Genomic DNA, 26,062 nt, shown 5'->3' on the forward strand with positions numbered 1-26,062 from the left:
GGATACCCGCTGAATTTCAAATTAAGCGTGACGAGGATTTAGGACATGTGTGGTATTGTCGGAATCGTGGGTTCAACCCCGGTTAACCAGTCTATTTATGATGCTTTGACCGTGCTGCAGCACCGCGGCCAAGATGCGGCTGGTATTGTTACCTTAGAAAGCAATCGTTTTCGTCTGCGTAAAGCGAACGGTTTGGTTCGCGATGTATTCGAAGCCAAGCACATGCAGCGTTTGCAGGGTAACGTAGGGATTGGCCATGTGCGCTATCCGACTGCTGGTAGCTCTAGCGCGTCAGAAGCTCAGCCTTTCTATGTGAACTCTCCATACGGTATTTCACTGGCTCACAACGGTAACCTGACTAACGCGGGTGAGATCAAAGAGCAGTTGTTCGAAAAAGCGCGTCGTCACGTAAACACTACTTCTGATTCAGAAATCCTACTGAACGTATTGGCTAACCAACTGGAAAGTGCCAAGACGTACCCAATCACGCCAGCAGAAATTTTTGATGCAATCCGCGAAGTGCACCGTATGGTCTCTGGCGCTTACGCTGTGGTTTCTATGGTTATTGGCCACGGTATGATTGCTTTCCGCGACCCGCACGGCATTCGCCCTCTCTGCCTAGGTAAGCGTGAAGTTGAAGGTCAGGTTGAATACATGGTGGCTTCAGAGTCGGTAGCGCTGGATGCCGTTGGCTTTGATTTCATGCGTGACGTAGCACCGGGTGAAGCGGTATACGTAACCTTTGATGGTCAGTTATACACTCAGCAGTGTGCTGATAACCCAACCCTAAACCCTTGCGTGTTTGAGTTTGTTTACTTTGCTCGCCCTGATTCGTTCATTGATAAAGTGTCTGTGTACGGTGCGCGTGTAAGCATGGGCCAGAAACTGGGTGAGAAAATCAAGCGTGACTGGGCTGATCTGGATATCGATGTGGTTATCCCTATCCCTGAGACGTCATGTGACAGTGCATTGGAAATTGCTCGCACCCTTGATAAGCCATACCGCCAGGGTTTTGTGAAAAACCGCTATGTTGGCCGTACTTTCATCATGCCGGGTCAGCAAATGCGTCGTAAATCTGTACGTCGTAAGCTAAATGCTATCCGCTCTGAGTTTAAAGACAAGAGCGTACTGCTGGTGGATGACTCTATTGTTCGCGGCACGACTTCTGAGCAGATCATCGAAATGGCTCGCGAAGCAGGTGCCCGTAAGGTTTACCTAGCTTCTGCTGCACCAGAAGTTCGCTTCCCGAACGTATACGGTATCGATATGCCAACGGCTAACGAGTTGATTGCCCACGGTCGTGAAGTCGATGAAATCTGTAAGATGATCGGCGCTGACGGCCTGATCTTCCAAGATCTACAAGATCTGGTTGATGCCGTTGCTGAAGGCAACCCAGAAATCCAGAAGTTTGAAACCTCTGTATTCAGCGGTTCATACGTCACCGGCGATATCGACCAGCGCTACCTAGATTACTTGGAATCTCTACGCAGCGAAGACTCAAAAATCAAGCGTGAAATCCAGCAGGACCTCGCTAACCTCGAGTTGCATAACGAAGGGGTGTAAGGGGAAAAGGGCACGAGGTCCTAGATCCTAGTTGCTGGGAAGAGCGTTAGAAGCGAAAACCAGACCTTCGAATAATTAAAAAGCGAGAGTTGAAAAACTCTCGCTTTTTTCTTTCTAGGAACTAGCTTCTATCAACCTGACCCTTAATGACTAAACTGCGGCCCAATCCCTAGATTCCACAGGATCACCGAACCGGCGATGATTGATACCAGCAATACAAGCCCGCAGGTAACGATTGAACTGGCGTAGATAAAGCCTCTTTCTTCGGGAATGTGCATCAAAATCGGTACACCGGTATAGAGTAGGTATACGGAGTAGGCGATACCGATAAGCCCAGCAATCATCAGGAACCAAACCTGAGGATAGATCGCCGCGATGCTGACCATAAATAGCGGTGTTGCTGTATACGCCGCTAACTCAAGTGCTTGAGTGTAGGTCGGGGTTGAGCCAAAGGTGTGGCTCATCCAATAGGTCAGGTATGCTAGGGCAAATACGCCAGCGATTAGGGCGAAGTACATCGCCACAGACATAGCTAGCGCACTACCTTGGGTTAGGTAGATAGGTGCGCCAACACCGATCCTCCAGCCGATAAATACGCTAGAAATAAAGGCAAAGACAGGGGGAAGAAGAGCAATCAGTAAGATGTGGCTCAAACTGCTTTGAATCCCTTCGTGTTCCTTGTCAATGGCCCGCCACTCTTGCTTGGGGTGGGTATATAAACCGAATAAGTGTCCCAGAATCATAATGCTTCCTCATTGAGTCGTGCTTATTTTCATCCGTTATCGAAGAACACTTACTAAGCGAAAGTGGAACTTGTGGTGCTCTTCTTGCTGGTGTTCTTTTGCTAATACTTACTGTTTACGGCATGGCCTACCAATAAGCCCAAAAACAGGAAGGCTTTTCGTGCCAGTACTATTAACATTTAGTCGGGGTTGAAAAAGTTCGCAAGGAGCAAAAAACGGTTTTTAACAGCGGTCCTATGGTCCTACGGTCCTATGGGGTGAAAAGCAGAGCTATGGAAAAGGTAGTTCTAATGGGTTAAAGAACGGCACTGTGGTGCTACGGCCCTGAGGTTCTATGGGGAAAAAAGGAATTCAGTAAAAATAGCAACAATGCCGTTTGGTAGTCGTTTCTAGTGTGAATATTTAATTTTGAATAATAGTTTGACAGCAAAGTGTTGTCTGGTGAACATCCATACAGAACCACAGAACCACAGAACCACAGAACCACAGAACCACAGAACCACAGAACCACAGAACCACAGAACCCTGGACCGTGAGCCCAAAAAAAACGAGAGACTTTCGCCTCTCGTTTGTTGATTTTGAATAACTGCGGTTACCGGCTTTACAGCTTAAAATACTCGCTAGCAAACTCGATGAACAAGCGAAGTTTCTCTGGCTGGTAATCGCGGTGGTTATACATCAGGTATACATCGCGCTGGTTTGAAGACCAGTTTTCAAGAATTTGCACTAACTCGCCCGAGGAGATGTATTTCTCCAGCATGACATCAGGCATCAGCGTGATGCCTAAACCGGCCATGCAGGCTTTGCGAACGACATTAAGCTCATTGGCTTCGTAGCGGCCGCGATCAGATACAGTAACTGTTTCACCGTCGCTGTTGGTCAAACGCCAACGCAGGAGAGGCTTACCTTTTAGCAAAGGGTGCTGATGCAAGTCCTGGGCATGTTTAGGTTCGCTGTTGGCTTTCAGGTACTCTGGGCTGGCAACCAAAATATCTTTTACTGCATTGATTTTACGAGCGATCAGGGTGGAATCACGCTGAGGGCCAACACGGAAAATCACATCCCAATCTGTTGGGTCAAGGATCTCCGGGTCATTACTCATCATCAACTGGATGTTGATCGCCGGATGCTCTTTCATAAATGCATTGAGCAATGGCTGCAGCATGACTTTAGTCAGGTTTGATGGCGCGGCAATTTTTAACTTACCGGCAGCCCCTTTACACTCTTCGCTGACATGCTCGGCGGTATCTACCAAGCTTTGTAGCAGAGGGCTGCATTCATCGTAAAACTTCTGTCCGGCTTCTGTCAGTGATAGCTTCCTTGCATGACGGTTTAGTAGTCGGATATTCAAACACTCTTCAAGTGCCTGAATACGACGGGTTAGGGTGGCAACGGGCACCTGGGTCTTACGAGACGTTGCTGTGTAACTGCCGTTCTCCACAACCATGCGGAATAAATTTAAATCGTCAAGCTTCATAACTGTACAACACTGAAAACTTATAATGGGGAATTGTATAACAAAATATGTAAAAAGATGACGCTTTCAAGACAACTTTTGCTGTAAATCAAGATATAGCGTGTTTTTCTTTTTGTAGTAATTCTTAGTAATTGAAAAATTTAAATTTTGATGCTGTTAACAAATTTCAATATTTTCGTCATCGAAACAATGAATCCCCTGACGATCAGCGGATTTCGACCTATGCTTTTGGTAGGTTAGTCAAGCCTGTGGTTTGAGGTGTCATGAGTACGCATTCACAGTCAGGTGGCACAGAAGGTGCCAAGCACCATTATCATTCTTCAGTCAGGGAGCAGGCTTTGCTTGAAGATAAAGACGTTCTTATCGTCGAAGATGATCCAGTATTTAGAACCATGCTGTCTGGCTTTCTTATTAGCCAGGGTTGCCGAGTGCGTGAAGCTGAAAATGGGTTAGAGGGTTTGCAGGCGTTACGTGAAGGTATGCCTGATATTTTGTTGTGTGATCTTGCCATGCCAGTACTGACAGGCATGGAGTTTGTAGAAGAAGTGTCGCTTCAGTATCCGATGGTGCCGATTATTGTTATTTCAGGAACCGGTAATATGTCAGATGTGGCGGCGGCGCTACGCCATGGGGTTAAGGATTTTCTGATCAAGCCGCTTGATAACATTATGGTGCTCAAGTCAGCCATTATGTCGGTGCTGAAATCAGAAGATTCAGTGACAGAGAATCATGGCTTTTCCAGTCAATGGGTCAATATTGATGAAGAAACCGTGGTAGATGAAGAGCTTGAATGGCACATAGAAGAGCTTAAGGCTAATCCGCGTGCTGCGCGGGAACTGTTGTTGGGGTTGATGCCTGAAACCCAGTCCTCATTGGGTGATTGGCAGTTGAATTATTGTGTGTTGCAAGCAACGGATGTTCAGCCGGTATTGCTTGATTACACCTGGCTGATAGATGGCAGGTTGGCCTTTTACTTGGTCGATTCGGCGACGGGTGGCGATAACGGTACAGCGACGACTTTGCTTATCCGAGCATTTTTCAATGACTATCTTCGTACCCGTATGGGCGATCAAAATACCATATCAGGCCTGATCAAATTGATTGAGAAAGGAATGCGCCATTCCGGCTACGCCTCTCCGATCAAGGCGATATTTGGTATCTTTGATGTCACCGACAGGACCTTGAACATCGCCTCCGCTGGGCTTTCCGCTAGGCTGCAAACCAGTGATGGCGAGCAGGTCGTCAAAGCCCAACCTTGGCTCGGTAATCAGGCCAGCAAAAATGAAAGTGTTAGCCTCAAGTTTGCCGAATCAGGCGGGCGTTTATCACTAAGTGAGATGGGTTCAGCAAGTTTCAGTTTGACCTTTAAACGAAAAGGGTAGTCTTCAATAGCCGAGATAAACGCCGAGATAAAATTAAAGAAAATAAAAACGGAGAGCCGAGGCTCTCCGTTGTCATTTCAGAATCAAATCTAATATGGTCTGATTATGCTTGTACAGGTTGTGGCTCAGCGTCTTCTTCAACCACTTTACCTTCAGCGCCGTGCATCCAGCGGATCAACTGGTTAGAGCACATAAGAAGTAGCACACCAGAAACAGTTGCTGCGATAGCGATACCGCTGAAGATAGCCATTGGGCCAGCTTCACCTACGTGTGCACCAATGATACCAGCAACATAGTTAGCGATTGCGTTAAAGCCGAACCATGCACCCATCATCAAAGAAGCAAGGCGAAGCGGTGCTAGCTTGGTAACCATTGATAGGCCAATTGGCGATAGGCAAAGTTCACCCAATGTATGGAAGAAGTACGCACCAACTAGCCAGAACATAGAGGTCTTCACCGCCAAATCACCACCTTGCTGCATTACGGCACCCATCATGCAAACAAAGCCGGCTGCTAGGAAGAACAGACCCATCGCAAATTTAACAGGAGAGCTTGGCTCTTTAGGACCCATTTTCACCCAGATAGACGCAATAAGCGGCGCGAGGGTGATAACGAAGAATGGGTTTAGTGACTGGAACCAAGCTGCAGGTACTTCGAAGCTACCGATCATACGGTCGGTGTATTGCTGCGAGAAGATGTTCATTAGGCCACCGGCTTGCTCGAAGCCTGCCCAGAAGATAACCACGAACAGACCCATGATCATAATAACTTTCAGGCGATCTTTTTCTTGTTTGGTCAATGGCTCTTGCTTACCTGATTTATTCATGGCTGCAGCACGTTTAGCCGCTGGCTCTTTACCGATATCACCTAGAAGGCGCTCAGCAAAAATCAGTTGGGTCACTAGGCTGATTAGCATACCGATACCTGCAGTAAGGAAACCGGCTTTCCAACCGTAAGCCGCAGATGCGGTACCCGCGATGATACCTGCTAGTAGTGAACCAAGGTTGATACCCATATAGAAAATAGTGAAAGCACCGTCGCGGCGGTTATCGCCTTCCTGATATAGATCGCCCACCATGGTTGAGATATTCGGCTTGAACATACCGTTACCGATGATCAGCAAGCCTAGGCCGAGATAAAAAGCGGTCACAGAATGTGGGTCGACCATGCTGTTGGGTAGGGCAAGGGTGAATTGGCCCAGAGCCATTAATACACCGCCGATGATGATAGAGCGGCGTTGGCCCATGAAGTTATCGGCAATCCATCCACCAATCAATGGGGTGATATACACCAGGCCGGTATAAATACCGTAAAGGTTGAGGGCATCTTGGGTTGACCAACCAAGACCGCCGTTGATGGTTTTATCGGTGAGGTAAAGCACCAGAATGGCACGCATCGCATAGTAAGAAAAACGTTCCCACAGTTCGGTTCCAAACAGTAAGAACAAACCTTTAGGATGGCCTAACAACGTGCCACTATTCAGATTGCTCATAATTATTCTCTAAATTTAATTGGTTTTGTGTTTGCTAATGTCGCCCCTTTTATAATTGACAAATTATTAAACTGCAAATCGTTACAAATAAAAAACAAAACAAAAACAATGCAAGGTATTGATTGGTAAGCACTTGTTCGCTATTCGCTCAAAATTGAAATTTCAGATTTCCAAGAAGCGGTTTTAATAAAGTTCTGACTTTTTAGGTTTTTATGGTTTTTTGTTCTGATTATGGAAATATTTTTGGTTGTATTGTTTGTGGGTAGTTTCTGTTAATGATTATTACATTTATGGTTGGTTATGCACTTTATGCAAAAACAGAGAGTGAATTAGGGTGTAAGGAAGCAAAACATTGTCGCTTGGGGAAGCTTAGGTATAATTACTTAAAGCTAGAGGATTAACTGACTGAGATTGCTATGAAAGATTGGTACCTACTATATTGTAAGCGCAGTGAGCAGGAGCGCGCGGTGATCAATCTTGATCGTCAAGGGGTTGAGTGTTATTACCCGCAGGTGACGGTGGAGAAAATAGTACGTGGTAAAAGAGTAACGGCATTTGAACCGCTATTTCCAAGCTATATGTTTGTTTATTTCGACCCCGAAGCAATTAGCTATACGACGGTTCGCTCAACGCGTGGGGTGGCAGATTTTATCCGCCAGGGTGCGCGGCCTCAAACCGTTAACCCAGACCTTATCTACAGCTTGATGATCAACGAAGACTCTGAAGAGCAGCAAGCCAAGTTATCTGATCTCCCTAAGCCGGGTGAAACACTGAAGCTCACTCAAGGCCAGTTCAAAGGGATAGAAGCCATTTACCAAGAGCCAGACGGTGAAAAGCGTTCATTTATGCTGATTAATTTGCTTGGCAAACCTGTTAAAGTCAGTGTTCAAAATGAAGATCTGATGAAAAAATAATCCATGTAAAGTGCATTGTTGGATTAAATTGCAATGACTTTGTTATAGTGGTTTGAATAATTTTAAATGGAATAAACTATGTCTACATCTTCCCCTGTACGTAAGGCGGTGATCCCTGTCGCTGGCTTGGGTACACGCATGCTTCCTGCAACCAAAGCTATCCCAAAAGAAATGCTACCTATCGTCGATAAACCACTTATCCAATATGTGGTTAACGAATGTGTTGCGGCGGGTATCAAAGAGATTGTATTGGTGACTCACTCTTCGAAGAATTCGATTGAAAACCACTTCGATACTTCTTTCGAACTGGAAGCAACGCTTGAGAAGCGTGTTAAGCGTCAGTTGCTTGATGAAGTACAAAAAATCTGTCCAAAAGATGTCACCATCATGCATGTACGTCAGGGGCAAGCTAAAGGTCTAGGGCATGCGGTGCTATGTGCCCACCCTTTGGTTGGTGATGAACCATTTGCTGTTGTACTACCGGATGTGATCTTGGACGATACTGCCAGTGATCTTCGCCGTGAGAATATGGCGGCTATGGTAAATGCATTCAATGATACTCAAATCAGCCAGGTAATGGTTGAGCCTGTGCCAATGTCAGAAGTATCGAGCTACGGTGTAGCTGATATCAATGGTGCTGAACTGAAGCCGGGTGAAACGGTAGCCATGAGCAAAGTGGTAGAAAAGCCTGCTCGTGAAGAAGCCCCATCGAACCTAGCCATTGTTGGCCGTTACGTGTTACCTGCTGAAATTTGGTCTCTGTTGGCTCGTACGCCAGTGGGTGCCGGTGATGAAATCCAGTTAACAGATGCGATTGATATGCTGATGGAAGACCAGCAAGTGAATGCGTTCCACATGTCAGGCAAGAGCCACGACTGTGGCAGCAAGCTTGGCTACATGCAGGCATTCGTTGAATACGGCATGCGCCACGAGTCGCTAGGCGAGGATTTCAAAGCGTATTTGAAGGAAATTGTGAAGTAAGTAAGGTCCTAGGAAAAACGGTTCCTAGTTCCTGGGAAGAGCAAAGAGCTCAATGCGCTAACCCACTAAGATTTGTATTACGTTTCAAAAAAGCGAGAGGTGTTAACCTCTCGCTTTTTTATTTGAAATTTATCAGCTTTTCCAAGGATCTAGGATCTAGGATCTAGGCCCCGCTTTTATCACTTCTCATGATACTGCTCACAGGCGTGAAGCGTGTTTTCAATCAATGTTGCGACTGTCATTGGGCCTACGCCACCGGGTACTGGGGTGATGTGGCGGGCGCGTTCGCGGGCGATATCATATTCCACGTCACCGGCCAGTTTCCCGTTGTCTAATCGGTTGATGCCTACATCGATGACTGTAGCCCCTTCTTTGATCCAGTTACCAGGGATAAAGTTAGGTTTACCAACCGCAACGACCAAGATATCAGCCTGGCGAACGTGGCTTTCTAAGTCTTGGGTAAAGCGGTGACAAGTGGTTGTGGTTGCCCCAGCCAGCAGCAGCTCAAGGGTCATCGGACGGCCGACAATGTTCGACGCACCAACAATGACTGCGTGCTTACCTCTGACGGCGATGTTGTAGCGCTCAAGCAGGGTAATGATCCCTTTCGGAGTACATGAGCGTAGCTTGGGAATGCGTTGGCATAAACGGCCAACATTGTACGGGTGGAAACCGTCGACGTCTTTCTCTGGGTCAATATGCTCTAGTACCTTGGTGCTATCTATACCAGCAGGAAGAGGCAACTGGACCAAAATCCCATCCACTTCGTTATCACTGTTTAGCTCGTCAATTAAGGCGAGCAGTTCAGTTTCGGTTGTGGTGGCAGGTAAGTCGAATGACTTGGACACAAAGCCAACTTCATCACAGGCTTTACGTTTGCTGCCTACGTAAATTTGTGAGGCAGGGTCCTGACCTACCAAAACAACGGCTAGCCCCGGTGCACGAAGGCCTGCATCGAGACGAGCCTTAACTCGGGCAGCAACTTCTTGACGAACTGTTTGCGAAATGAGTTTTCCATCAATGATTTGAGCGGCCATGATTATCCTTTGAACTGAAAATGACTGAGCGTGGGGCAAAGTAGCTTTGGTTATTGCATCTACTCTTTAATGAGCCATTACTGGTGCTACTTGATTGTTGTATTGTCGCAGAGAATGTTACGAAGATCTATAGCGCAAACGTTTGCGTGTGGGTTTTGTTTACGTTTTGGTAATAGTTGCTGTTTTAGTGTGGTTATTGTTAACTTAAATAACCTCCCGCCCATAGCCTATGCAATTTGTACTATGTTTGGTCACTTAGGCGCAAATGCAGAGAAAATAGGGGAAAAGGCATTGACGTTCATTGTTGGAAACGTATAATTCCGTCCCGTAACCCAGTGTTACACCAATGATGCGCCCTTAGCTCAGCTGGATAGAGCACGTCCCTTCTAAGGATGTGGTCGTAGGTTCGAATCCTACAGGGCGTGCCATTTCCCCTTTCTTCATAATGCTGCTTCTAGCGAATTAATCGACCCGAATCAACACCTTTTTTGCCCGTGCCGCCTTGATGCTGCTTGGTACATCCGGCCATTTCGTTCATCAGAAATTGTTTGAGCGCCTGCTGTTCGCGTTCATTAGTCGGTTGCCATGAGGCGATCACTGTTGCCTTGTTCCTTTTCATTGTCTTGTCCTTAATATTTGCAGCGAAGATATTTGCAGCTAAAACACTGCTGCATGCTCTTGGGGAATATTCAACGAGTATCTTAACGATCGGAATGGTTAAAATTTGTGCTATCCGTCGATTTATCAAATTAACCATTTTGTTATTAGGGTGATTGTCAGGAAGGGTTCAGGGAGGAACCGGAACTAGGCCCTAGTAAGAGCTGGTCCTAGGAAAAGCGAAGTGCAAAAGGTTGACGCTGTATTGCTATCAGTGAACGCTCCTGCAGGACCCAGGACCCAGGACCCAGGACCCAGGACCCAGGACCCAGGACCCAGGACCCAGGACCCAGGACCCAGGACCCAGGACCCGGACCCAGGACCTATCGCTTCACCACGCTATCTCACTCCCATCCCAATGAAAGAACTTACCGCTGTCTTCAGCCGCTAGGGAGCTTAGGACACGATAAATTCGCTTGGCGGAAAGTTGTGGCGTATATAGTTTGTCGCTACTGATGTTGCTTTGAAAAGGCACAGACAAAGGCGTGTCAGTGGTACCGGGGTGGATAGCAGCGATACAGGCATGGGGGAACCGTCTTTGCCATTCTATGCTGAGGGTTTTAACAAACATATTTAGCGCAGCTTTGCTCATTCGGTAGCTGTACCAACCGCCCGAGCGGTTGTCGTTAATGGAGCCGACCATGGCGGAGAGGCAGAGGTAGCGAAAAGGTTCGTCACGTTTGTATAGCGTGTCGAGGTATTGGGCCACCGCGATGCTGGTATAAGTGTTGGCTTGGATATTGTCAGCAAGGAATGAGCCGGTGATCTGCGACAGGCGTTTTTCCGGCATGTCGCCTGTGTGTTTGCCATGAAGCAGCCCTGAGGCGTTGATGGTCCAGTCTGGATAGCCGTACTGGCCAAAAATATCGGAGACTGGCGCCAACCCCTCTGTATCATGCTGGCTGATATCGCAAGCTACGGCCAAAGCCTGCCCTGGGTAGTCGTATTGCAATTGTTGCAGTTCAGCGGCAGGTTGGCGCGACATGGCTGTCACTTGGTGGCCTTGGCTGAGTATATGGCGGCAAAGGGCCAACCCCAGGCCACCGTTGGCACCGATAATCCAAACTTTCTTTTTATCTCCCGCCATTACTCTTTCCTCTGTCAAAAGCTAACAATGTATACGCACTACATTGCATTTCAGACCACTGTTCGAATAGACGTTGGTGAAGAGGGCAGTCTGCGCGGTAATTATTCGGCGTTTAGGTGGGAAAAGAGTCAGTTAAAACAGGCTACGGTCAAAAAAACGTAAAAGGAAACGATTTTTTTGGGGTTTTCCCTTGTAAATGGAATTTTTGCCCCTATCTTGTGTGAAAGGTTTGATTGCGGTGCGACCACTCTGTCTCGACGGCGGGGTTGAGGATCGCTATAATACCGCGTTTTTAGTCCCTGTCCGAGTGGGTTCCGGCCCTTGAAAGCAGGCACTATCAGAATTAAGGCGTTATGGTTTGGGCGTGGTTGCCGGCCATAACACGAAAGGATGCCACCGTCAGTATGACTGATCGGCAACATCACTCAGATAGCACTGAGTAAGTTTTGAGGTTAAATAAAATGCAAGTTACCGTTGAAACCACTGAAGGTCTAGAACGCCATCTAACTATCACAGTTCCAGCTGCAAACATCGAAGACGCTGTTACCGCTGAACTGAAGAAAATTGCTAAGAATCGTCGTTTCGATGGTTTCCGTCCAGGTAAAGCACCAATCAAAATGGTTGCTCGCATGTTCGGCGCATCTGTTCGCCAGGACATCCTAGGTGAAGTGATGCAGCGTCACTACATCGAAGCGATCGTTAAAGAAAAAATCAACCCAGCAGGCGCGCCAACTTTCACTCCAGTTGAAATGGCTGAAGGCAAAGACCTAGTATTCAAAGCGTCTTTCGAAATCTTCCCAGAAATCGAACTAGCTGGCCTAGAAAACATCACTGTTGAAAAACCAGCAGTAGAAGTTAAAGACGAAGACGTTGAAACTATGCTTGAGACGCTTCGCAAGCAGCAGGCAACTTGGAACGAAGTTGAAGAAGCTGCAGCTGCTGACAGCCGCGTAACTATCGACTTCACTGGTTCTATCGACGGCGAAGAGTTCGAAGGCGGTAAAGCTGAAGGTTTCGCTCTTGCAATGGGCCAGGGCCGCATGATCCCAGGTTTCGAAGACGGTATCGTTGGTAAGAAAGCAGGCGAAGAGTTCTCTCTAGAAGTGACTTTCCCAGAAGACTACCACGCTGAGAACCTAAAAGGTAAAGCAGCAACTTTCGCTATCAAACTGCACAAAGTTGAAGCTCAGGAACTACCAGAGCTAACTGAAGAGTTCGTTGCTAAGTTCGGCGTTGAAGACGGTTCTGTTGAAGGTCTTAAAGCTGAAGTTCGTAAGAACATGGAGCGCGAGCTGAAGCAAGCTGTTAAGAACCGCATCAAAGATCAGGTTCTAAACGGCCTGGTTGAGCAGAACGACATTACTGTTCCTGCTGCTCTTATCGACCAAGAAATCAACGTTCTACGCCAGCAGGCAACTCAGCGCTTCGGCGGTGATGCTGCTAACGCTCCTGAGCTTCCACGTGAGCTATTCGAAGAGCAAGCTAAGCGTCGCGTAGTTGTTGGCCTACTTCTAGGTGAAGTGATCAAGTCTGAAGAGCTAAAAGCTGATGAAGAGCGCGTTAAAGCTATCATCGGTGAAATGGCTTCTGCTTACGAAGATCCATCAGAAGTTGTTGCTTACTACGAGAAGAACGAGCAGATGATGAACAACATGCGCAACGTTGCTCTAGAAGAGCAAGCTATCGATGCGCTACTGGCTAAAGCTCAGGTTTCAGAAAAAGAAGTTAGCTTCAACGATCTGATGAACCAGCAGCCAGCTGCATAATTTGCTGAAATTGCTGTAGGGATTTGACTTTACTTCAAATCTTCTGCTAACAATGGTCCGTGTGAGAGTAATTTCATTCGGGCCATTTATTTTAGGGAAATAACGTTATGAGCTACCAAGAAAAAAACGCCATGTCGCCGATTTTGGATGCGCTGGTTCCTATGGTGGTCGAGCAGACTTCTCGTGGTGAACGTTCCTACGACATCTATTCCCGACTACTAAAAGAGCGTGTGATCTTCCTGACCGGTCAGGTTGAGGACCACATGGCTAACCTAGTTGTTGCACAGCTTCTATTCCTTGAGTCTGAAAACCCTGACAAAGATATCTTCCTGTACATCAACTCACCGGGCGGTTCGGTGACTGCGGGTATGTCGATTTACGACACCATGCAGTTTATCAAGCCAAACGTCAGCACGGTTTGTATGGGTCAGGCATGCTCAATGGGTGCCTTCCTGCTTGCAGGTGGTGCCAAAGGTAAGCGTTACTGCCTGCCTAACTCACGTGTAATGATTCACCAGCCGCTAGGTGGCTTCCAGGGCCAGGCTTCTGATATCCAGATCCATGCCCAGGAAATCCTAACGATCAAACAGCGCCTGAACGGTTTGCTAGCAGAGCACACCGGCCAACCACTAGAAGTGGTTGAGCGCGATACCGATCGTGATAACTTTATGTCGGCAGAACAAGCTGTAGAATACGGTTTGGTCGACGCTGTTTTGAGTCAGCGTGACTAAGTTTTTTTAGCCTCCGTGCAGCGACTTAGCCGCTTGCACGGAGCAAAAAGACTTGAGTTGTTATACACTCAAAACAAAGGCAATGATGGGGTAAGACCCGAAAAGAGGTTAGCGAATGACAGATAAGCGAAAAGAGAGTGGTAGTGGAAAACTGCTGTACTGCTCTTTCTGCGGCAAAAGTCAGCATGAAGTTCGCAAGCTGATTGCAGGCCCTTCTGTGTATATTTGCGATGAATGTGTTGACCTGTGCAACGACATCATTCGTGAAGAAATCAAAGAAGTAATGCCTAAGCGCGATGGCAATGAACTTCCGACACCACAAGAAATTCGTGCAAACCTGGATGAATACGTTATTGGTCAGTCCCATGCGAAGAAAGTTCTCGCGGTAGCGGTATACAACCACTACAAGCGCCTTCGTAACGGCGACACCAATAGTGACGGTGTTGAGTTGGGCAAGAGTAACATCTTGTTGATCGGCCCAACGGGTAGCGGTAAGACGCTACTGGCAGAAACATTAGCTCGCATGCTGGATGTACCGTTTACCATGGCGGACGCCACCACCCTGACCGAAGCCGGTTACGTGGGTGAAGATGTTGAGAACATCATCCAGAAGCTGCTGCAGAAATGTGATTACGATGTAGCCAAGGCCGAGCGCGGTATTGTGTACATCGATGAGATCGACAAGATCTCTCGTAAGTCAGACAACCCATCAATTACCCGCGACGTGTCGGGTGAAGGTGTTCAGCAGGCATTGCTGAAGCTGATTGAAGGTACAGTCGCCTCGGTTCCGCCGCAAGGTGGCCGCAAGCACCCACAGCAGGAATTCCTGCAAGTGGATACGTCAAAAATCCTGTTCATTTGTGGCGGTGCGTTCGCCGGTTTGGACAAGGTGGTTGACCAGCGTGTGGCAACAGGTACTGGTATCGGCTTTGGTGCGGATGTACGCTCGAAAGATCAGTCTCGTACCCTGAGCGATCTGTTCGAGAAGGTGGAACCTGAAGATTTGGTCAAATACGGCCTGATCCCTGAGTTCATCGGTCGTCTTCCGGTAACCGCTATCCTGAACGAACTGGATGAAGACGCACTGGTACAGATCCTGCGCGAGCCTAAGAACGCGCTTACCAAGCAGTATGCCGCACTGCTTGAGCTTGAAAATGTCGAGCTTGAGTTCCGTGACGATGCATTGGTAGCTATTGCCCGCAAGGCAATGGAGCGCAAGACCGGTGCTCGTGGCCTGCGTTCTATCGTAGAGGCCGTTCTGCTTGATACCATGTACGAACTTCCTTCTGCTGAAGGCGTCAGCAAGGTTGTTATCGATGAATCAGTTATCAAAGGTGAGTCTGAGCCTTTGCTGATTTACGAAAACACTGAAAATCAAGCGGCTGGTGCTGAGTAATTTCTGCGCAGAAAGGTCAAAAAAAGGAGGCAATCGCCTCCTTTTTTATTTTCTGATACATATCCCGTTGAATCTTTTGCCGATGCCCCCATATACTCATTAATAAGAGTGAACGGAAGAGAGAATAATATGAACCTGGAGCGTTCGGAACGCCTTGAGATCCCCGTTCTGCCACTTCGCGATGTGGTGGTCTACCCGCATATGGTTATTCCATTGTTCGTAGGCCGGGATAAATCTATTCGCTGCCTTGAAGCGGCGATGGACGATGACAAACAAATTCTGTTGGTGGCCCAAAAAGAAGCGGCGACCGACGAGCCTGCCATTACCGATTTGTACGACGTCGGTACGGTAGCGACTATCCTACAATTGCTTAAGCTGCCAGACGGTACTGTGAAAGTGCTGGTTGAGGGCCAGCAGCGAGCTAAAGTTGAAAACCTGCGTGATGATGAGTTCTTTAGCGCCGAAGCTGATTTCCTTGTGACCGAGGAAATGGACGAGCGTGAGCAGGAAGTGCTGGTGCGTACCGCAATCAACCAGTTCGAAGGCTTTATCAAGCTCAACAAGAAAATCCCGCCGGAAGTGCTGACTTCGCTCAACGGTATCGACGAGGCTGCACGCCTAGCCGATACTATTGCTGCCCACATGCCGCTGAAACTGGCTGACAAGCAGAAGGTGTTGGAGATCGTCGACGTTGTGGAACGCCTTGAGTTCCTGATGGCGATGATGGAGTCTGAGATTGACCTGCTGCAGGTGGAAAAACGCATCCGTGGCCGCGTCAAGAAGCAGATGGAAAAGAGCCAGCGCGAGTACTACCTCAACGAGCAGATGAAGGCTATCCAGAAAGAATTGGGTGAGCTGGATGATGCGCCGGATGAGTTCGAGTCTTTGAAGAAGAAAATCGAAGAGTCGAAAATGCCGAAAGAGGCACGCGAGAAGACAGAGCAAGAGCTGCAAAAGCTCAAGATGATGTCGCCGATGTCTGCCGAGGCAACGGTCGTGCGTGGTTACATCGACTGGATGCTGAGTGTGCCATGGTACAAGCGCTCCAAGGTGAAGAAGAACCTCGCTAAGGCCGAAGAAGTATTGAATGCCGACCATTACGGCCTTGAGCGCGTCAAGGAGCGTATCCTTGAGTACTTGGCAGTACAGAGCCGTATCAACAAGCTAAAAGGCCCTATCCTTTGTCTGGTAGGTCCTCCTGGTGTGGGTAAAACGTCACTGGGTCAGTCGATTGCAGCTGCCACCGGCCGTAAATATACCCGTATGGCGCTGGGTGGCGTACGCGACGAAGCGGAAATCCGTGGCCACCGCCGTACCTACATCGGTTCGATGCCGGGCAAGCTGATCCAGAAAATGTCCAAAGTTGAAGTGAAGAACCCGCTGTTCTTGCTCGATGAAATCGACAAGATGTCATCAGACATGCGCGGTGACCCATCTTCAGCGCTGCTGGAAGTACTGGATCCGGAACAGAACAATGCGTTCAACGACCACTACCTGGAAGTGGACTACGACTTGTCTGATGTGATGTTCGTTGCGACATCGAACTCGATGAACATCCCTGGCCCGTTGCTTGACCGTATGGAAGTTATCCGTCTGTCTGGTTACACCGAAGACGAAAAACTGAATATTGCCAAGCGCCACTTGCTAGAGAAGCAAATTAAGCGTAACGGCCTGAAGCCGCACGAGATCGAAGTCGATGACTCGGCACTGATCGGTATTATCCGTTACTACACACGTGAAGCGGGTGTACGTAGCCTTGAGCGTGAAGTCTCCAAGCTGTGCCGCAAGGCGGTGAAAGAGATCCTGCTAAGCCCTGAGACCAAGAAGGTTGTGATCACACAAGACAACCTGAAAGAGTACTTGGGTGTCCAGCGCTTTGACTACGGTAAAGCCGAAGAGAACAACCGTATCGGCCAGGTAACGGGTTTGGCTTGGACCGAAGTGGGTGGCGATCTGCTGACCATTGAAACCGAGTCGATGCCGGGTAAAGGTAAGTTGACCTACACCGGTTCACTGGGTGATGTGATGCAGGAGTCAATCCAGGCAGCCATGACTGTTGTCCGTACCCGCGCTGAGCGTCTGGGTGTCGCGCCTGACTTCTACGAGAAACGTGATATCCACGTTCACGTACCTGAAGGTGCAACACCGAAAGACGGACCGAGTGCCGGTATCGCGATGTGTACTGCACTGGTTTCTAGCCTGACGGGTAACCCGGTACGCGGCGATGTTGCCATGACGGGTGAAATCACCCTACGTGGTGAGGTACTGCCTATCGGTGGCCTGAAAGAGAAACTGCTTGCTGCCCACCGTGGTGGTATCAAAACGGTACTGATTCCGAAGGAAAACGAGCGTGATCTGGAAGAGATCCCAGATAACGTGATTGCCGATTTGGAAGTGCGCCCAGTGCGTTGGATTGATGAAGTGCTAACCGTTGCACTGCAGAATAATCCAACGGGTATCGAGCTGGTAAACGCCCAAAACAGTGACGTGCAGCAAAGTTAAGATATGAAAAAACGCTTTCGGGGATAAAAACCTTGTCAGCGTTTTTTTGTGTGGCTATAAGTGAATTCTAATTTGCCGTTAGCTCAATAAAATCAATGTCTACAGGTGAATTTGGGTTTGCTGTTGATATAATGAAACTGATTCTTTTTGTCCGTGATGTAAATTTTGCCATGAAGGCTCAAGCGGATAACGTTCATAGAGGGGATAGATCGTGAACAAAACTCAACTAGTTGATAAAATCGCTGAAAATGCAGATATTTCTAAAGCGTCTGCGGGTCGTGCACTGGATGCATTCATCGACGCCGTATCTGAGAGCCTAAAAGACGGCGATCAGGTTGCGCTTGTTGGCTTCGGTACTTTCTCTGTACGTGAACGTGCAGCGCGCACTGGCCGCAACCCTCAGACAGGTGAAGAAATTCAAATTTCTGCAGCAAAAGTACCTGGCTTTAAAGCAGGTAAAGCGCTGAAAGATTCTGTAAACTAAGCGTTGGGCTTTGCCCGCCGGTTTGTGTGAACAAACGAACGTTCAGGTTGTCTTAACTGGCAACCTGGCATGATAAAGGGCGCATCCTGTCGGTGCGCTTTTTTTACTTTGGAAAAGTGTGAATTTTTCAGGTCTTCGCCTGTTAGCATTCTTCACTAATATCAATATGGGTAAGCTGTGGCTTCGCGGTCATCCAGACGACACGGGTCTACATTAGGTTTATCACAAATTGGTATTACCATGCCAAATCGAATAGGTAGGAGATACGGCAAATTATGATGGAGCGTATGCGCGAAGGCGCAAGCAGCATTTGGGTCAAGATTATCCTTGGTCTGATTATTCTTTCTTTTGTTTTTGCAGGGGTAGGTAGCTACCTTGCTGGTGGAAGCGAACAAGTCGCCGCGAAAGTGGACGATCGTGAAATCAGCCAGCGCGAATTCGAAATGGCTTACCAGAACGAGCGCAACCGCATGCAGGCGCAACTGGGTGATTACTTCTCTACCCTTATGGGTGACCCAGCTTATGTACAGCAGTTCCGCCGCAGCGTGCTTGACCGTATGGTTAATGATCTACTGATTGAACAGCGCGCCAACGAGCTAGGCTTGCGCATTAGCGATCAGCAGGTTCGCCAGACAATTGTGTCCATGCCTGAATTCCAGCGCGATGGTGTATTTGACAACGAACAGTACAACGCGCTGCTGCGCCGTTCAGGTCTAACCCCAGATATGTTCGCTGAGTCCATGCGTACAGACTTGCTTCGTCAGCAATTGTTGCTTGCTATCCAGAGCAGTGATTTTGCTCTGGGTAATGAAGTTAACGCACTGATCAAGCTTGAGCGCCAGGAGCGTGAAATCCGCACTCTGACCCTGGACGTGGCTGAGTTCACCAATAAAGCTGAAGTGACTGACGAGGAAGCGCAGGCTTACTACGAGCAGAATCCACTGCAGTTCACCCGCCCAGACCAAGTTAAGGCCGCTTACATCGAATTGTCAGGTACTAACCTGAAAGAGACCCTGAATGTCTCTGAAGACGATGCCAAAGCGTACTACGACGAAAACCAAAGCAAGTACGGTACTGCCGAGCAGCGCCAGGCTAGCCATATCCTTGTTCAGGGTAAGGGTAGCGAAGCGAAAACCAAAGCAGAGAACCTACTTGCCGAGCTGAACAACGGTGCTGACTTTGCTGAGTTAGCGGAGACGTCTTCTGATGACACATTCAGTGGCAAAGATGGCGGTAAGCTTGATTGGTTCGAGCGTGGCGTGATGGATCCTGCTTTTGAAGACGCGGCATTTGCCCTGAACAAAGGTGAGATCTCCGGTGTGGTTGAGTCTGACTTCGGTTACCACATCATCAAGCTAGATGACATCAAAGAACCACAAGTGAAGCCGTTCGCTGATGTTCGTGATGAAATCCTAGCCGAACTTCGCGAGCAACGTGCAGCTGAAGCCTTCTATGATCTTCAGACTCAACTAGCCGAGAAAGCGTTCGAAATGCCAGATTCTCTGGATGACGCTGCTGAAGCGGTAGATGCAACGGTACAAACAACGGACTTCATCTCTCAGTCTGATGCCCCGGGCGTTTTGGCTAACCCAGCTGTGCAGCAGGCGCTGTTTAGCCCTGAAGTACGTGAAGACGGCCTGAACTCAGATGTTATCGAAATCGGTCCTGAGCATGTGGTAGTTGTACGTGTTGATGACTCCCGTGATGAAATGGTTCTGCCATTTGACGAAGTCTCTGCCAAAGTGAAGCAGCAGCTATCTGTCGTTAAAGGCGAAGAGGCTGCAAGCGCGAAAGCTGATGAACTGGTTGCCGCTCTTCGTGATGGCAACACTGACGTGTTGGCTGATGAAGGCTTGAGCTTCTCTGAAGCAGAGGTCATCAACCGTATGGGCGCAGATCGCCTTGTTGCTCAGGTTGCATTCGGTCTTGCTAAGCCTGCGGAAAGTGATGCTGTATACGGTGTGACCCGTGATATGGAAGGCAATATGCTTATTATCGCGCTGGACAAAGTGATTGAAGCGGATGTTGATGCAGATGCTGTTGACCTGCAGATGACGCAGCAACTTGAGCAGATGCATGCCCAGCAAGACGTGATGGCAACACTAGACGTCCTGCGAAATGCAGCTAAAGTGTCTTACCCTGTGTTGGATACAACAACAAATTAATTGTAACTAATACGTTGCTTGACGGGCCGCCATTGTGCGGCCCGTCGTTTTTTTGGGCAAAGCAAATCAATCTTTGTATACAGTTTTAGACTATATCGCCACCCTTACTCTTGTTTAATACAAGGAGTAAGCACATGAAGAAAACAATTTGTTCTATTTCAATGGTCGTTGCTTTGGTTGTTGGCGGTGTAGCACCTGTGCAGGCAAGTGGAGATAGTTATGAAGGCATCGAGATCACTATCAACATCAATGATGCAAATGCTGAAGAGTTGGATAAGTTATTGATTGGTATTGGGCCGGACAAAGCAGCCAACATTATTGAATACCGCGATGCGAATGGGCCTTTTTCTTCCCCTGAAGACCTCATCAATGTGAAGGGAATTGGTGCATCTACGGTTGAAAAGAACCGTGAGAGGATAGAGCTATAGTTTTGGTCCTAGGTGATAGGCCCTAGGCGCTTGGAAAGGCAAAAACTTGGCCCTAAAAGATTTTAGGGCCATAGCTTAGAAAGAGAAAACACCGCTTTACCTATAGAAAAACCGAGATCCCTCGAAGAAACCAGCAATAACCTCCCAGGACCCAGGACCCAGGACCCAGGACCCAGGACCCAGGACCCAGGACCAAGAACCTAGCTCCTCTCAACATACCTAAACTTCTGCCTTGCCGGGGTAAAGTGGACTTGGTAACCATCAGCTTCATATTCACTGGCAATTAGCTTGGCTTGTTCGATCGGGAATTTGTATTTCCCCATTGAGCCTACACGGACCCAGCCTGTCGGCAAGGTGATATTGATACGGTATAAGGTGTCCGCTGCGGTATTCATTCGGGCTCGTTATGCTCAGGCTTGAAAGATATTAAGTTGCATTCTAAATGCAATTAATTATCGTTGGCAATCCTTTTCTTCATCCATTGCGGCAGCGTGAAAAGTACTCCGCCTAAAACACCGACGAGATGGGCTTCAACCGCCACCCTAGCGCCAATCAGCTCAGCGGAACTGGCAGAGCCGCCTGAAACTTGTTCCCACAATACTTTGGCGATAACGCCAATGAGTAGCACCCAGCCTAGTTTATCCTTAGCTTTGATATCCTGTATGGCTCCCCATGCAAACAGCCCGTGTAACACTCCAGAGAGGCCGGCATACCATTCCATAGAGCTCAGTAATAGGCTGACGCCAATGAACCCTGAAATAGTCAGGATAAGTAAGCCAAGGCGCTGGCTGGTAAGGTAGCGGCGAAAGATGAAGGTAATGATTGCCAAGCCGAGACTGTTCATTATCATGTGTGCCCAGTTGGTGTGGGTCAGGTTTCCGCTGACCAGTCGCCATATTTCCCCATCGGCTATCAATGGGCGTTGCCATACCAGCAACGACTGGATGGCGGGCAGTTGGGCGGCGGCCATCATACCGATAATAATGAAAATGAAGATGCGAATAGACAAGGCTACCTCGATGAGTCGATATTGTGAACGGTGCAAAAAAGCAACCAAGGCATGTATTTGCCAGTGGATCCAACAGCTTGATGCTAAAACTGAATTGTGGATTTTACAACATCCATCGGAAGTAAAGCGGGCAATTGGTACCGCAAGGATCCTCACTTTATCGCTGCCCAATGCCAAACTGTGGGTCGGCGAGGACTTCTCACAACATGAGGAAATCAATCAGTTGTTGGCTGAACCGAGCCGCCGTGCATGGGTCGTCTACCCGGGTGAAGGTGCCCAGCCTATTTCAAGCCTCGCTGAAGGAAGGTCAGATCTAGACGCCGATATAAAGCATACCTTGATCCTGCTTGATGGCACTTGGAAGAAAGCCTACAAGATGTGGCAGCTTTCAGCGAACCTCCAGCAGTTGCCGACCGTCACCCTCGATAATGCTGATCAGGGTAACTACCGCATCCGCAAATCACCAAAGTCCCAAGGCGTCTCGACCGTAGAAGCGGGATACCTAGCCCTGACAGCCTTGGAAGGCGAGGACGACAAATTCGCTCCGCTTATTGATGCGTTCAACCAGATGATTGAATTTCAGATCCAGCAAATGCCGGAAGGGGTGTTTGAGAACAACTACAGATCCTAGATACGAGTACCTAGGTCCTAGGCTCTTTTCTAGGTTCTAGAACCCAGGATCTAGTGCCCGCTTCTATTAATCCCCCCCATGAAACCCAATGCCGCTGGCTGCGGTAGGGTGGAACAGGGTGCTGTAGAGTCGCTGGGCAAAGCCATCGGTCATGCCGGAGATATAATCGGCGATGATCCGGTGGGCATTCTCTCCCTTTTCATTGCATTGGCGCCAACGCTCTCGGGTATTTTCCGGCAGTAGGCGCTCAGGATCTGACGCAAAGGCTTCAAACAATTCCATTACTAACTGTTGGCCTTTGTACTCCAGTAGCTGGATATCTGGTTTGTGGACCACATATTGGCTGACGAACTGCTTGAGCACTTCCAGCACTTGCTCCATCGGTTCAGATAAAAAGGCATTCCATTGTAACAATGGGTCTTCGAAGCTATCGATACCGTTCTGGATAGTTGGCGCTATCTGGATTGACGTTAGCAGGGCGTTGACCATGGCGCCGATAGCGTCTTTGCGTTGGTGGTGGGTGCCAAACAGCTGGTCACTCAACACGCCGATGCGCTCTTCGATCCAAGGCTCACCGCAATCAGCCAGTTTGCTGGCGACGGCTTCCTGCCACTGCTCACGAGTCACAATCCCCATCACGATAGCATCTTCCAGATCATGGACGCCGTAGGCGATATCATCGGCGAGTTCCATGATGGAGCAATCTAGCGATTTGAAGCGGGTTTTTAGGTGCTCTCTCGGTGCTGTGCGTTCGCCGCGCATTTGGCCAAAAAGCTGGCGGTCGTGTTCAGATAGCGGTGCTAGCACCCAGTCGAAGGTCTGGCTGTCGTCATTGTATATCCCCTTGGCCGGATACCAATCTTTGGCCTTGAGGTGGCGGAAGTGATGGACGTCAGCAGGCAATTCAGTCGCCCGGGTATGGCTGATAAAAGCCGGGTATTTCAATAGCCCTAGCAGCGTACGCCGTGACAGGTTCATCCCGAATTGCTCGGTATACGGTTCAAGTAGGGTGACAATCCTGAAGGTCTGGGCATTGCCCTCGAACCCACCGTGCTCACGCATCATGTAGTTTAGGGCAACTTCACCACCATGACCAAAAGGTGGATGGCCGATATCGTGGGCCAGACATAGGCTCTCCATTAGGCTGTTTGATGGCAGCAAATCACGAAATTCAGGTTGCTTGATTTTCAGTTGGGCGACAATGCCGGTGCCTATCTGAGAAGCTTCCAATGAATGGGTCAGTCGGGTGCGGTAGAAGTCGTGGTGGCCCGCACCGTGGACCTGTGTCTTGGCCTGCAGTCGGCGGAAAGCGGCGGAGTGTAAAATCCGGGCACGGTCACGTTGATAGGCCGTGCGATGATCGTTGCGCCGCATCTTCTGTTCATTGCTTTTACGCGCTTCCCATTGCTGGTTGAATACATCACAGAGGGAGATAACTGACATTAGCTGATCTCATCTAGGGTTAGGTTGAAACTGTCTACAAAGGTCTCGAGGAAATAGCGCATTTCCGGGGTAGAGCGGTCGTGCAGGGTTTGTTCTAGATTGTTCTTGGCAGAGGTGAATTCGTGGTTACCGACATTGAGCTCTTCTAAACACTTGAGATAAGCGCACAAGCTATCAGCCTGCTTAACAATGGCATAGTCCTCTCTGTCTATCTTATGGCTGTCGAGAAGCGGGGCATAATCGTCGTGGAACTCTTCTGGCAGCATAGAGAGGAGTTTCTGCTCGGCAGCAAGCTCAATCTTTTTGTATTCCTCAGCGATGGCTGGATTGTAGTATTTGATCGGGGTGGGCATATCCCCGGTCAGGACTTCGCTGCAGTCATGAAACATAGCCAGCAGCGCGATGCGCTCTGGGTTGGTATTGCCATCGAACTTGCGGTTTTTGATCAGGGCAAGGGCGTGGGCGACAAACGCGACCTGTAGGCTATGTTCTGAAATGTTTTCGGCTTCGACACAGCGCATCAACGGCCAGCGCTGGATCAGTTTCATTCGAGCAAGGTGTGCAAAAAAATGGCTTTGTTTCATAGCGGTACTTCTTGACGGACAGAACAGGTAACAAAATCAATCACCTTTTAAAGGTAACAGAATTTACCGCTAAGCAAACGAGAAATGTTGGGATGGGGCAGGAGGCAAGAGCGGCCATAGGCCATAGGCTAGAGGCTAGAGGCTATGGGGAAAAGTGGTTAGAGGCTTGAGGTTCTGGGATAGAGGCAAAGTGTCTAGAGATTAAAAGCTAAAGCGACAAGGGTGATTAAGGCGTTGGTTGAAAATTAAACGGGAGCATATTGCTCCCGTTTTTTTGATTGTTTAAGGCAACGATAAATTATCGCCAATCGCCAATCGCCAATCGCCAATCGCCAATCGCCTATCTACTGACGATAGTTATGAAGGAAACGTTCCAAACGGCCGATCGCCATTTCTAGGTCATCAACCCGTGGCAGGGTGACGATACGGAAGTGGTCTGGTTGCTTCCAGTTGAAGCCTGTGCCATGGACGACCAGCACTTTTTCCTGCTGTAGGAAGTCTAGTGCGAAACGCTGGTCATCAATGATGTTGAACTTCTTCTGATCCAGTTTCGGGAATAGGTAAAGTGCACCTTTTGGCTTTACGCAGGACACTCCCGGGATAGATGTCAGCAAGTCATAAGCACGGTCGCGTTGCTCAAGCAGACGACCACCAGGCAGGATCAGTTCATTGATACTTTGATAGCCGCCGAGCGCAGTCTGAATAGCATGCTGCATCGGAACGTTGGCACACAAGCGCATCGAAGAGAGCATTTCCAGTCCTTCAATGTAGCTCTTTGCCAGGTGCTTAGGGCCAGACAGCACCATCCAGCCAGCACGGAAACCGCAAACCCGGTAAGATTTCGACAGGCCGTTGAAGGTGATACAGAACACATCTTCAGCAAGTGGTGCAATCGAGATATGCTGGGCACCTTCGTAGAGGATCTTGTCGTAGATCTCATCGGCAAAAATGATTAGCTTGTGCTGACGGGCGATTTCGACCACTTCCAGCAGGAAGTCTCGGCTGTATACCGCACCTGTTGGGTTATTCGGGTTGATCAGCACGATACCACGGGTATTCGGGGTGATCTTGCTGCGAATATCATCCAGATCCGGATACCAGTCTGATTGCTCGTCACAGGTATAGTGTACGGCTTTACCGCCGGAAAGTGATACAGCAGCTGTCCACAGTGGGTAGTCAGGTGCCGGCACCAGCATCTCATCATTATTGTTGAGCAGCGCCTGCATCGCCATCACGATAAGCTCTGATACACCATTACCGATGTAGACATCCTCGACGTCCAAATCAAGCATACCGCGTTTTTGGTAATGCTGGACCACCGCTTTACGTGCTGAGTAAATACCTTTGGAGTCACAGTAACCCTGTGAGGTCGGCAAGTTACGGATCACATCCACCAGAATTTCATCAGGGGCATCAAAACCGAACGGCGCAGGGTTGCCGATATTGAGTTTGAGAATCTTATGCCCTTCCTCTTCCATGCGCTTGGCATGCTTCAGAACGGGACCTCGAATGTCGTAGCAGACATTGTTGAGTTTTGATGACATCCCGATGTTTTGCATTATTGGTGGTATCCTGTTTCAAGCCGTTAAT

23 protein-coding genes and 1 tRNA gene are annotated in these 26,062 nt (G+C 48.7%); 13 read left to right on the plus strand and 11 right to left on the minus strand.

All coding sequences use genetic code 11. The annotated features are described in order from the left end of the window. Positions 1 to 45: 45 nt before the first annotated feature. The gene (gene purF / locus C9J01_RS15780; RefSeq protein ID WP_107299103.1) at positions 46 to 1,563 is read left to right on the plus strand and encodes an amidophosphoribosyltransferase; all 1,518 of its coding nucleotides are present in this window, start codon (positions 46 to 48) and stop codon (positions 1,561 to 1,563) included. Positions 1,564 to 1,706: 143 nt separating this feature from the next. Here the strand turns inward: purF and C9J01_RS15785 are convergent, their stop codons facing one another. After that, a complete protein-coding gene (locus C9J01_RS15785; RefSeq protein WP_107299104.1) occupies positions 1,707 to 2,306 on the minus strand; it encodes a Yip1 family protein in 600 nt (199 codons plus the stop codon). 601 nt (positions 2,307 to 2,907) lie between these two features. After that, on the minus strand, positions 2,908 to 3,783 hold the full coding sequence (locus tag C9J01_RS15790) for a LysR family transcriptional regulator (RefSeq protein WP_107299105.1): 876 nt from the start codon (positions 3,781 to 3,783) through the stop codon (positions 2,908 to 2,910). Positions 3,784 to 4,121: 338 nt separating this feature from the next. On the opposite strand from C9J01_RS15790, the gene C9J01_RS15795 reads away from it, so the two are divergent. Then, complete coding sequence (locus C9J01_RS15795; RefSeq protein ID WP_107299224.1) at positions 4,122 to 5,165, plus strand: response regulator; 1,044 nt, start codon at positions 4,122 to 4,124, stop codon at positions 5,163 to 5,165. Positions 5,166 to 5,268: 103 nt separating this feature from the next. On the opposite strand, the gene C9J01_RS15800 is transcribed toward C9J01_RS15795, so the two are convergent. Then, complete coding sequence (locus C9J01_RS15800) at positions 5,269 to 6,657, minus strand: peptide MFS transporter (RefSeq protein ID WP_107299106.1); 1,389 nt, start codon at positions 6,655 to 6,657, stop codon at positions 5,269 to 5,271. Between the two features lie 416 nt (positions 6,658 to 7,073). Here C9J01_RS15800 and rfaH point away from each other — a divergent pair, with 416 nt between their 5' ends. Then, positions 7,074 to 7,571 carry a transcription/translation regulatory transformer protein RfaH gene (rfaH, locus tag C9J01_RS15805; protein ID WP_107299107.1) on the plus strand — a complete coding sequence of 166 codons (498 nt, stop codon included), beginning with the start codon at positions 7,074 to 7,076 and terminating at the stop codon, positions 7,569 to 7,571. A gap of 78 nt (positions 7,572 to 7,649) precedes the next feature. Further along, positions 7,650 to 8,552, plus strand: coding sequence for a UTP--glucose-1-phosphate uridylyltransferase GalU (gene galU, locus C9J01_RS15810; RefSeq protein ID WP_107299108.1), 903 nt, complete (start codon positions 7,650 to 7,652; stop codon positions 8,550 to 8,552). A gap of 179 nt (positions 8,553 to 8,731) precedes the next feature. Here galU and folD read toward each other — a convergent pair whose 3' ends face one another. Continuing rightward, the gene (gene folD / locus C9J01_RS15815; RefSeq protein WP_107299109.1) at positions 8,732 to 9,589 is read right to left on the minus strand and encodes a bifunctional methylenetetrahydrofolate dehydrogenase/methenyltetrahydrofolate cyclohydrolase FolD; all 858 of its coding nucleotides are present in this window, start codon (positions 9,587 to 9,589) and stop codon (positions 8,732 to 8,734) included. Positions 9,590 to 9,940: 351 nt separating this feature from the next. On the opposite strand from folD, the gene C9J01_RS15820 reads away from it, so the two are divergent. Beyond that, positions 9,941 to 10,017: transfer RNA gene (locus C9J01_RS15820), tRNA-Arg, on the plus strand. Positions 10,018 to 10,043: 26 nt separating this feature from the next. On the opposite strand, the gene C9J01_RS29795 is transcribed toward C9J01_RS15820, so the two are convergent. Both C9J01_RS29795 and C9J01_RS15830 read right to left on the minus strand, forming a co-directional pair. Next, the gene (locus C9J01_RS29795) at positions 10,044 to 10,208 is read right to left on the minus strand and encodes a hypothetical protein (RefSeq protein WP_170114914.1); all 165 of its coding nucleotides are present in this window, start codon (positions 10,206 to 10,208) and stop codon (positions 10,044 to 10,046) included. Positions 10,209 to 10,577: 369 nt separating this feature from the next. Beyond that, on the minus strand, positions 10,578 to 11,333 hold the full coding sequence (locus C9J01_RS15830) for an SDR family NAD(P)-dependent oxidoreductase (protein WP_107299110.1): 756 nt from the start codon (positions 11,331 to 11,333) through the stop codon (positions 10,578 to 10,580). Positions 11,334 to 11,794: 461 nt separating this feature from the next. Here C9J01_RS15830 and tig point away from each other — a divergent pair, with 461 nt between their 5' ends. The 7 genes from tig (at position 11,795) to C9J01_RS15865 (ending at position 20,805) form a co-directional block, all read left to right on the plus strand. Continuing rightward, positions 11,795 to 13,099: a trigger factor gene (gene tig / locus C9J01_RS15835; RefSeq protein WP_107299111.1), complete on the plus strand. Its 1,305-nt coding sequence runs from the start codon at positions 11,795 to 11,797 to the stop codon at positions 13,097 to 13,099. A 107-nt stretch (positions 13,100 to 13,206) separates the two neighbouring features. Next, positions 13,207 to 13,830, plus strand: a complete 624-nt coding sequence (gene clpP / locus C9J01_RS15840) for an ATP-dependent Clp endopeptidase proteolytic subunit ClpP (protein WP_005369103.1) — start codon at positions 13,207 to 13,209, stop codon at positions 13,828 to 13,830. A 115-nt stretch (positions 13,831 to 13,945) separates the two neighbouring features. Continuing rightward, entirely contained in the window at positions 13,946 to 15,226 is a 1,281-nt protein-coding gene (gene clpX, locus C9J01_RS15845) for an ATP-dependent protease ATP-binding subunit ClpX (RefSeq protein WP_107299112.1), read from the plus strand. A gap of 129 nt (positions 15,227 to 15,355) precedes the next feature. Beyond that, positions 15,356 to 17,728 (plus strand): endopeptidase La, encoded by a 2,373-nt coding sequence (gene lon, locus C9J01_RS15850; protein ID WP_107299113.1) that lies wholly within the window; start codon positions 15,356 to 15,358, stop codon positions 17,726 to 17,728. A gap of 211 nt (positions 17,729 to 17,939) precedes the next feature. Next, entirely contained in the window at positions 17,940 to 18,212 is a 273-nt protein-coding gene (hupB, locus tag C9J01_RS15855) for a nucleoid-associated protein HU-beta (protein WP_107299114.1), read from the plus strand. Positions 18,213 to 18,487: 275 nt separating this feature from the next. Continuing rightward, complete coding sequence (gene ppiD, locus C9J01_RS15860; RefSeq protein ID WP_107299115.1) at positions 18,488 to 20,377, plus strand: peptidylprolyl isomerase; 1,890 nt, start codon at positions 18,488 to 18,490, stop codon at positions 20,375 to 20,377. Positions 20,378 to 20,511: 134 nt separating this feature from the next. Next, positions 20,512 to 20,805, plus strand: a complete 294-nt coding sequence (locus C9J01_RS15865; RefSeq protein WP_107299116.1) for a ComEA family DNA-binding protein — start codon at positions 20,512 to 20,514, stop codon at positions 20,803 to 20,805. 200 nt (positions 20,806 to 21,005) lie between these two features. Here the strand turns inward: C9J01_RS15865 and C9J01_RS15870 are convergent, their stop codons facing one another. Together C9J01_RS15870 and rrtA are read right to left on the minus strand one after the other, a co-directional pair. Next, complete coding sequence (locus tag C9J01_RS15870; RefSeq protein ID WP_107299117.1) at positions 21,006 to 21,200, minus strand: hypothetical protein; 195 nt, start codon at positions 21,198 to 21,200, stop codon at positions 21,006 to 21,008. 53 nt (positions 21,201 to 21,253) lie between these two features. Beyond that, positions 21,254 to 21,814 (minus strand): rhombosortase, encoded by a 561-nt coding sequence (gene rrtA / locus C9J01_RS15875; RefSeq protein ID WP_237156987.1) that lies wholly within the window; start codon positions 21,812 to 21,814, stop codon positions 21,254 to 21,256. 10 nt (positions 21,815 to 21,824) lie between these two features. Between rrtA and C9J01_RS15880 the strand changes: the two genes are divergently transcribed. Then, positions 21,825 to 22,445: a tRNA-uridine aminocarboxypropyltransferase gene (locus C9J01_RS15880; protein ID WP_107299118.1), complete on the plus strand. Its 621-nt coding sequence runs from the start codon at positions 21,825 to 21,827 to the stop codon at positions 22,443 to 22,445. Between the two features lie 66 nt (positions 22,446 to 22,511). Here the strand turns inward: C9J01_RS15880 and C9J01_RS15885 are convergent, their stop codons facing one another. The 3 genes from C9J01_RS15885 to C9J01_RS15895 form a co-directional block, all read right to left on the minus strand. After that, on the minus strand, positions 22,512 to 23,888 hold the full coding sequence (locus C9J01_RS15885; protein WP_107299119.1) for an anti-phage deoxyguanosine triphosphatase: 1,377 nt from the start codon (positions 23,886 to 23,888) through the stop codon (positions 22,512 to 22,514). After that, positions 23,888 to 24,472 carry a 5'-deoxynucleotidase gene (gene yfbR, locus C9J01_RS15890; protein ID WP_107299120.1) on the minus strand — a complete coding sequence of 195 codons (585 nt, stop codon included), beginning with the start codon at positions 24,470 to 24,472 and terminating at the stop codon, positions 23,888 to 23,890. Before yfbR ends, C9J01_RS15885 begins: the two co-directional genes overlap by 1 nt. Before the next feature lie 344 nt (positions 24,473 to 24,816). Beyond that, positions 24,817 to 26,031 (minus strand): pyridoxal phosphate-dependent aminotransferase, encoded by a 1,215-nt coding sequence (locus tag C9J01_RS15895; protein ID WP_107299121.1) that lies wholly within the window; start codon positions 26,029 to 26,031, stop codon positions 24,817 to 24,819. Positions 26,032 to 26,062: the final 31 nt, after the last annotated feature.

The organism is Photobacterium rosenbergii, from assembly GCF_003026455.1.
GTDB lineage: Bacteria > Pseudomonadota > Gammaproteobacteria > Enterobacterales > Vibrionaceae > Photobacterium > Photobacterium rosenbergii.

Coding starts and splice junctions, on each gene's coding strand:
- purF (WP_107299103.1), top strand. CDS start 46: ATGTGTGGTATTGTCGGAATCGTGGGTTCAACCCCGGTTAACCAGTCT.
- C9J01_RS15785 (WP_107299104.1), bottom strand. CDS start 2,306: ATGATTCTGGGACACTTATTCGGTTTATATACCCACCCCAAGCAAGAG.
- C9J01_RS15790 (WP_107299105.1), bottom strand. CDS start 3,783: ATGAAGCTTGACGATTTAAATTTATTCCGCATGGTTGTGGAGAACGGC.
- C9J01_RS15800 (WP_107299106.1), bottom strand. CDS start 6,657: ATGAGCAATCTGAATAGTGGCACGTTGTTAGGCCATCCTAAAGGTTTG.
- rfaH (WP_107299107.1), top strand. CDS start 7,074: ATGAAAGATTGGTACCTACTATATTGTAAGCGCAGTGAGCAGGAGCGC.
- galU (WP_107299108.1), top strand. CDS start 7,650: ATGTCTACATCTTCCCCTGTACGTAAGGCGGTGATCCCTGTCGCTGGC.
- folD (WP_107299109.1), bottom strand. CDS start 9,589: ATGGCCGCTCAAATCATTGATGGAAAACTCATTTCGCAAACAGTTCGT.
- C9J01_RS29795 (WP_170114914.1), bottom strand. CDS start 10,208: ATGAAAAGGAACAAGGCAACAGTGATCGCCTCATGGCAACCGACTAAT.
- C9J01_RS15830 (WP_107299110.1), bottom strand. CDS start 11,333: ATGGCGGGAGATAAAAAGAAAGTTTGGATTATCGGTGCCAACGGTGGC.
- tig (WP_107299111.1), top strand. CDS start 11,795: ATGCAAGTTACCGTTGAAACCACTGAAGGTCTAGAACGCCATCTAACT.
- clpP (WP_005369103.1), top strand. CDS start 13,207: ATGAGCTACCAAGAAAAAAACGCCATGTCGCCGATTTTGGATGCGCTG.
- clpX (WP_107299112.1), top strand. CDS start 13,946: ATGACAGATAAGCGAAAAGAGAGTGGTAGTGGAAAACTGCTGTACTGC.
- lon (WP_107299113.1), top strand. CDS start 15,356: ATGAACCTGGAGCGTTCGGAACGCCTTGAGATCCCCGTTCTGCCACTT.
- ppiD (WP_107299115.1), top strand. CDS start 18,488: ATGATGGAGCGTATGCGCGAAGGCGCAAGCAGCATTTGGGTCAAGATT.
- C9J01_RS15865 (WP_107299116.1), top strand. CDS start 20,512: ATGAAGAAAACAATTTGTTCTATTTCAATGGTCGTTGCTTTGGTTGTT.
- C9J01_RS15870 (WP_107299117.1), bottom strand. CDS start 21,200: ATGAATACCGCAGCGGACACCTTATACCGTATCAATATCACCTTGCCG.
- C9J01_RS15880 (WP_107299118.1), top strand. CDS start 21,825: ATGAGTCGATATTGTGAACGGTGCAAAAAAGCAACCAAGGCATGTATT.
- C9J01_RS15885 (WP_107299119.1), bottom strand. CDS start 23,888: ATGTCAGTTATCTCCCTCTGTGATGTATTCAACCAGCAATGGGAAGCG.
- yfbR (WP_107299120.1), bottom strand. CDS start 24,472: ATGAAACAAAGCCATTTTTTTGCACACCTTGCTCGAATGAAACTGATC.
- C9J01_RS15895 (WP_107299121.1), bottom strand. CDS start 26,031: ATGCAAAACATCGGGATGTCATCAAAACTCAACAATGTCTGCTACGAC.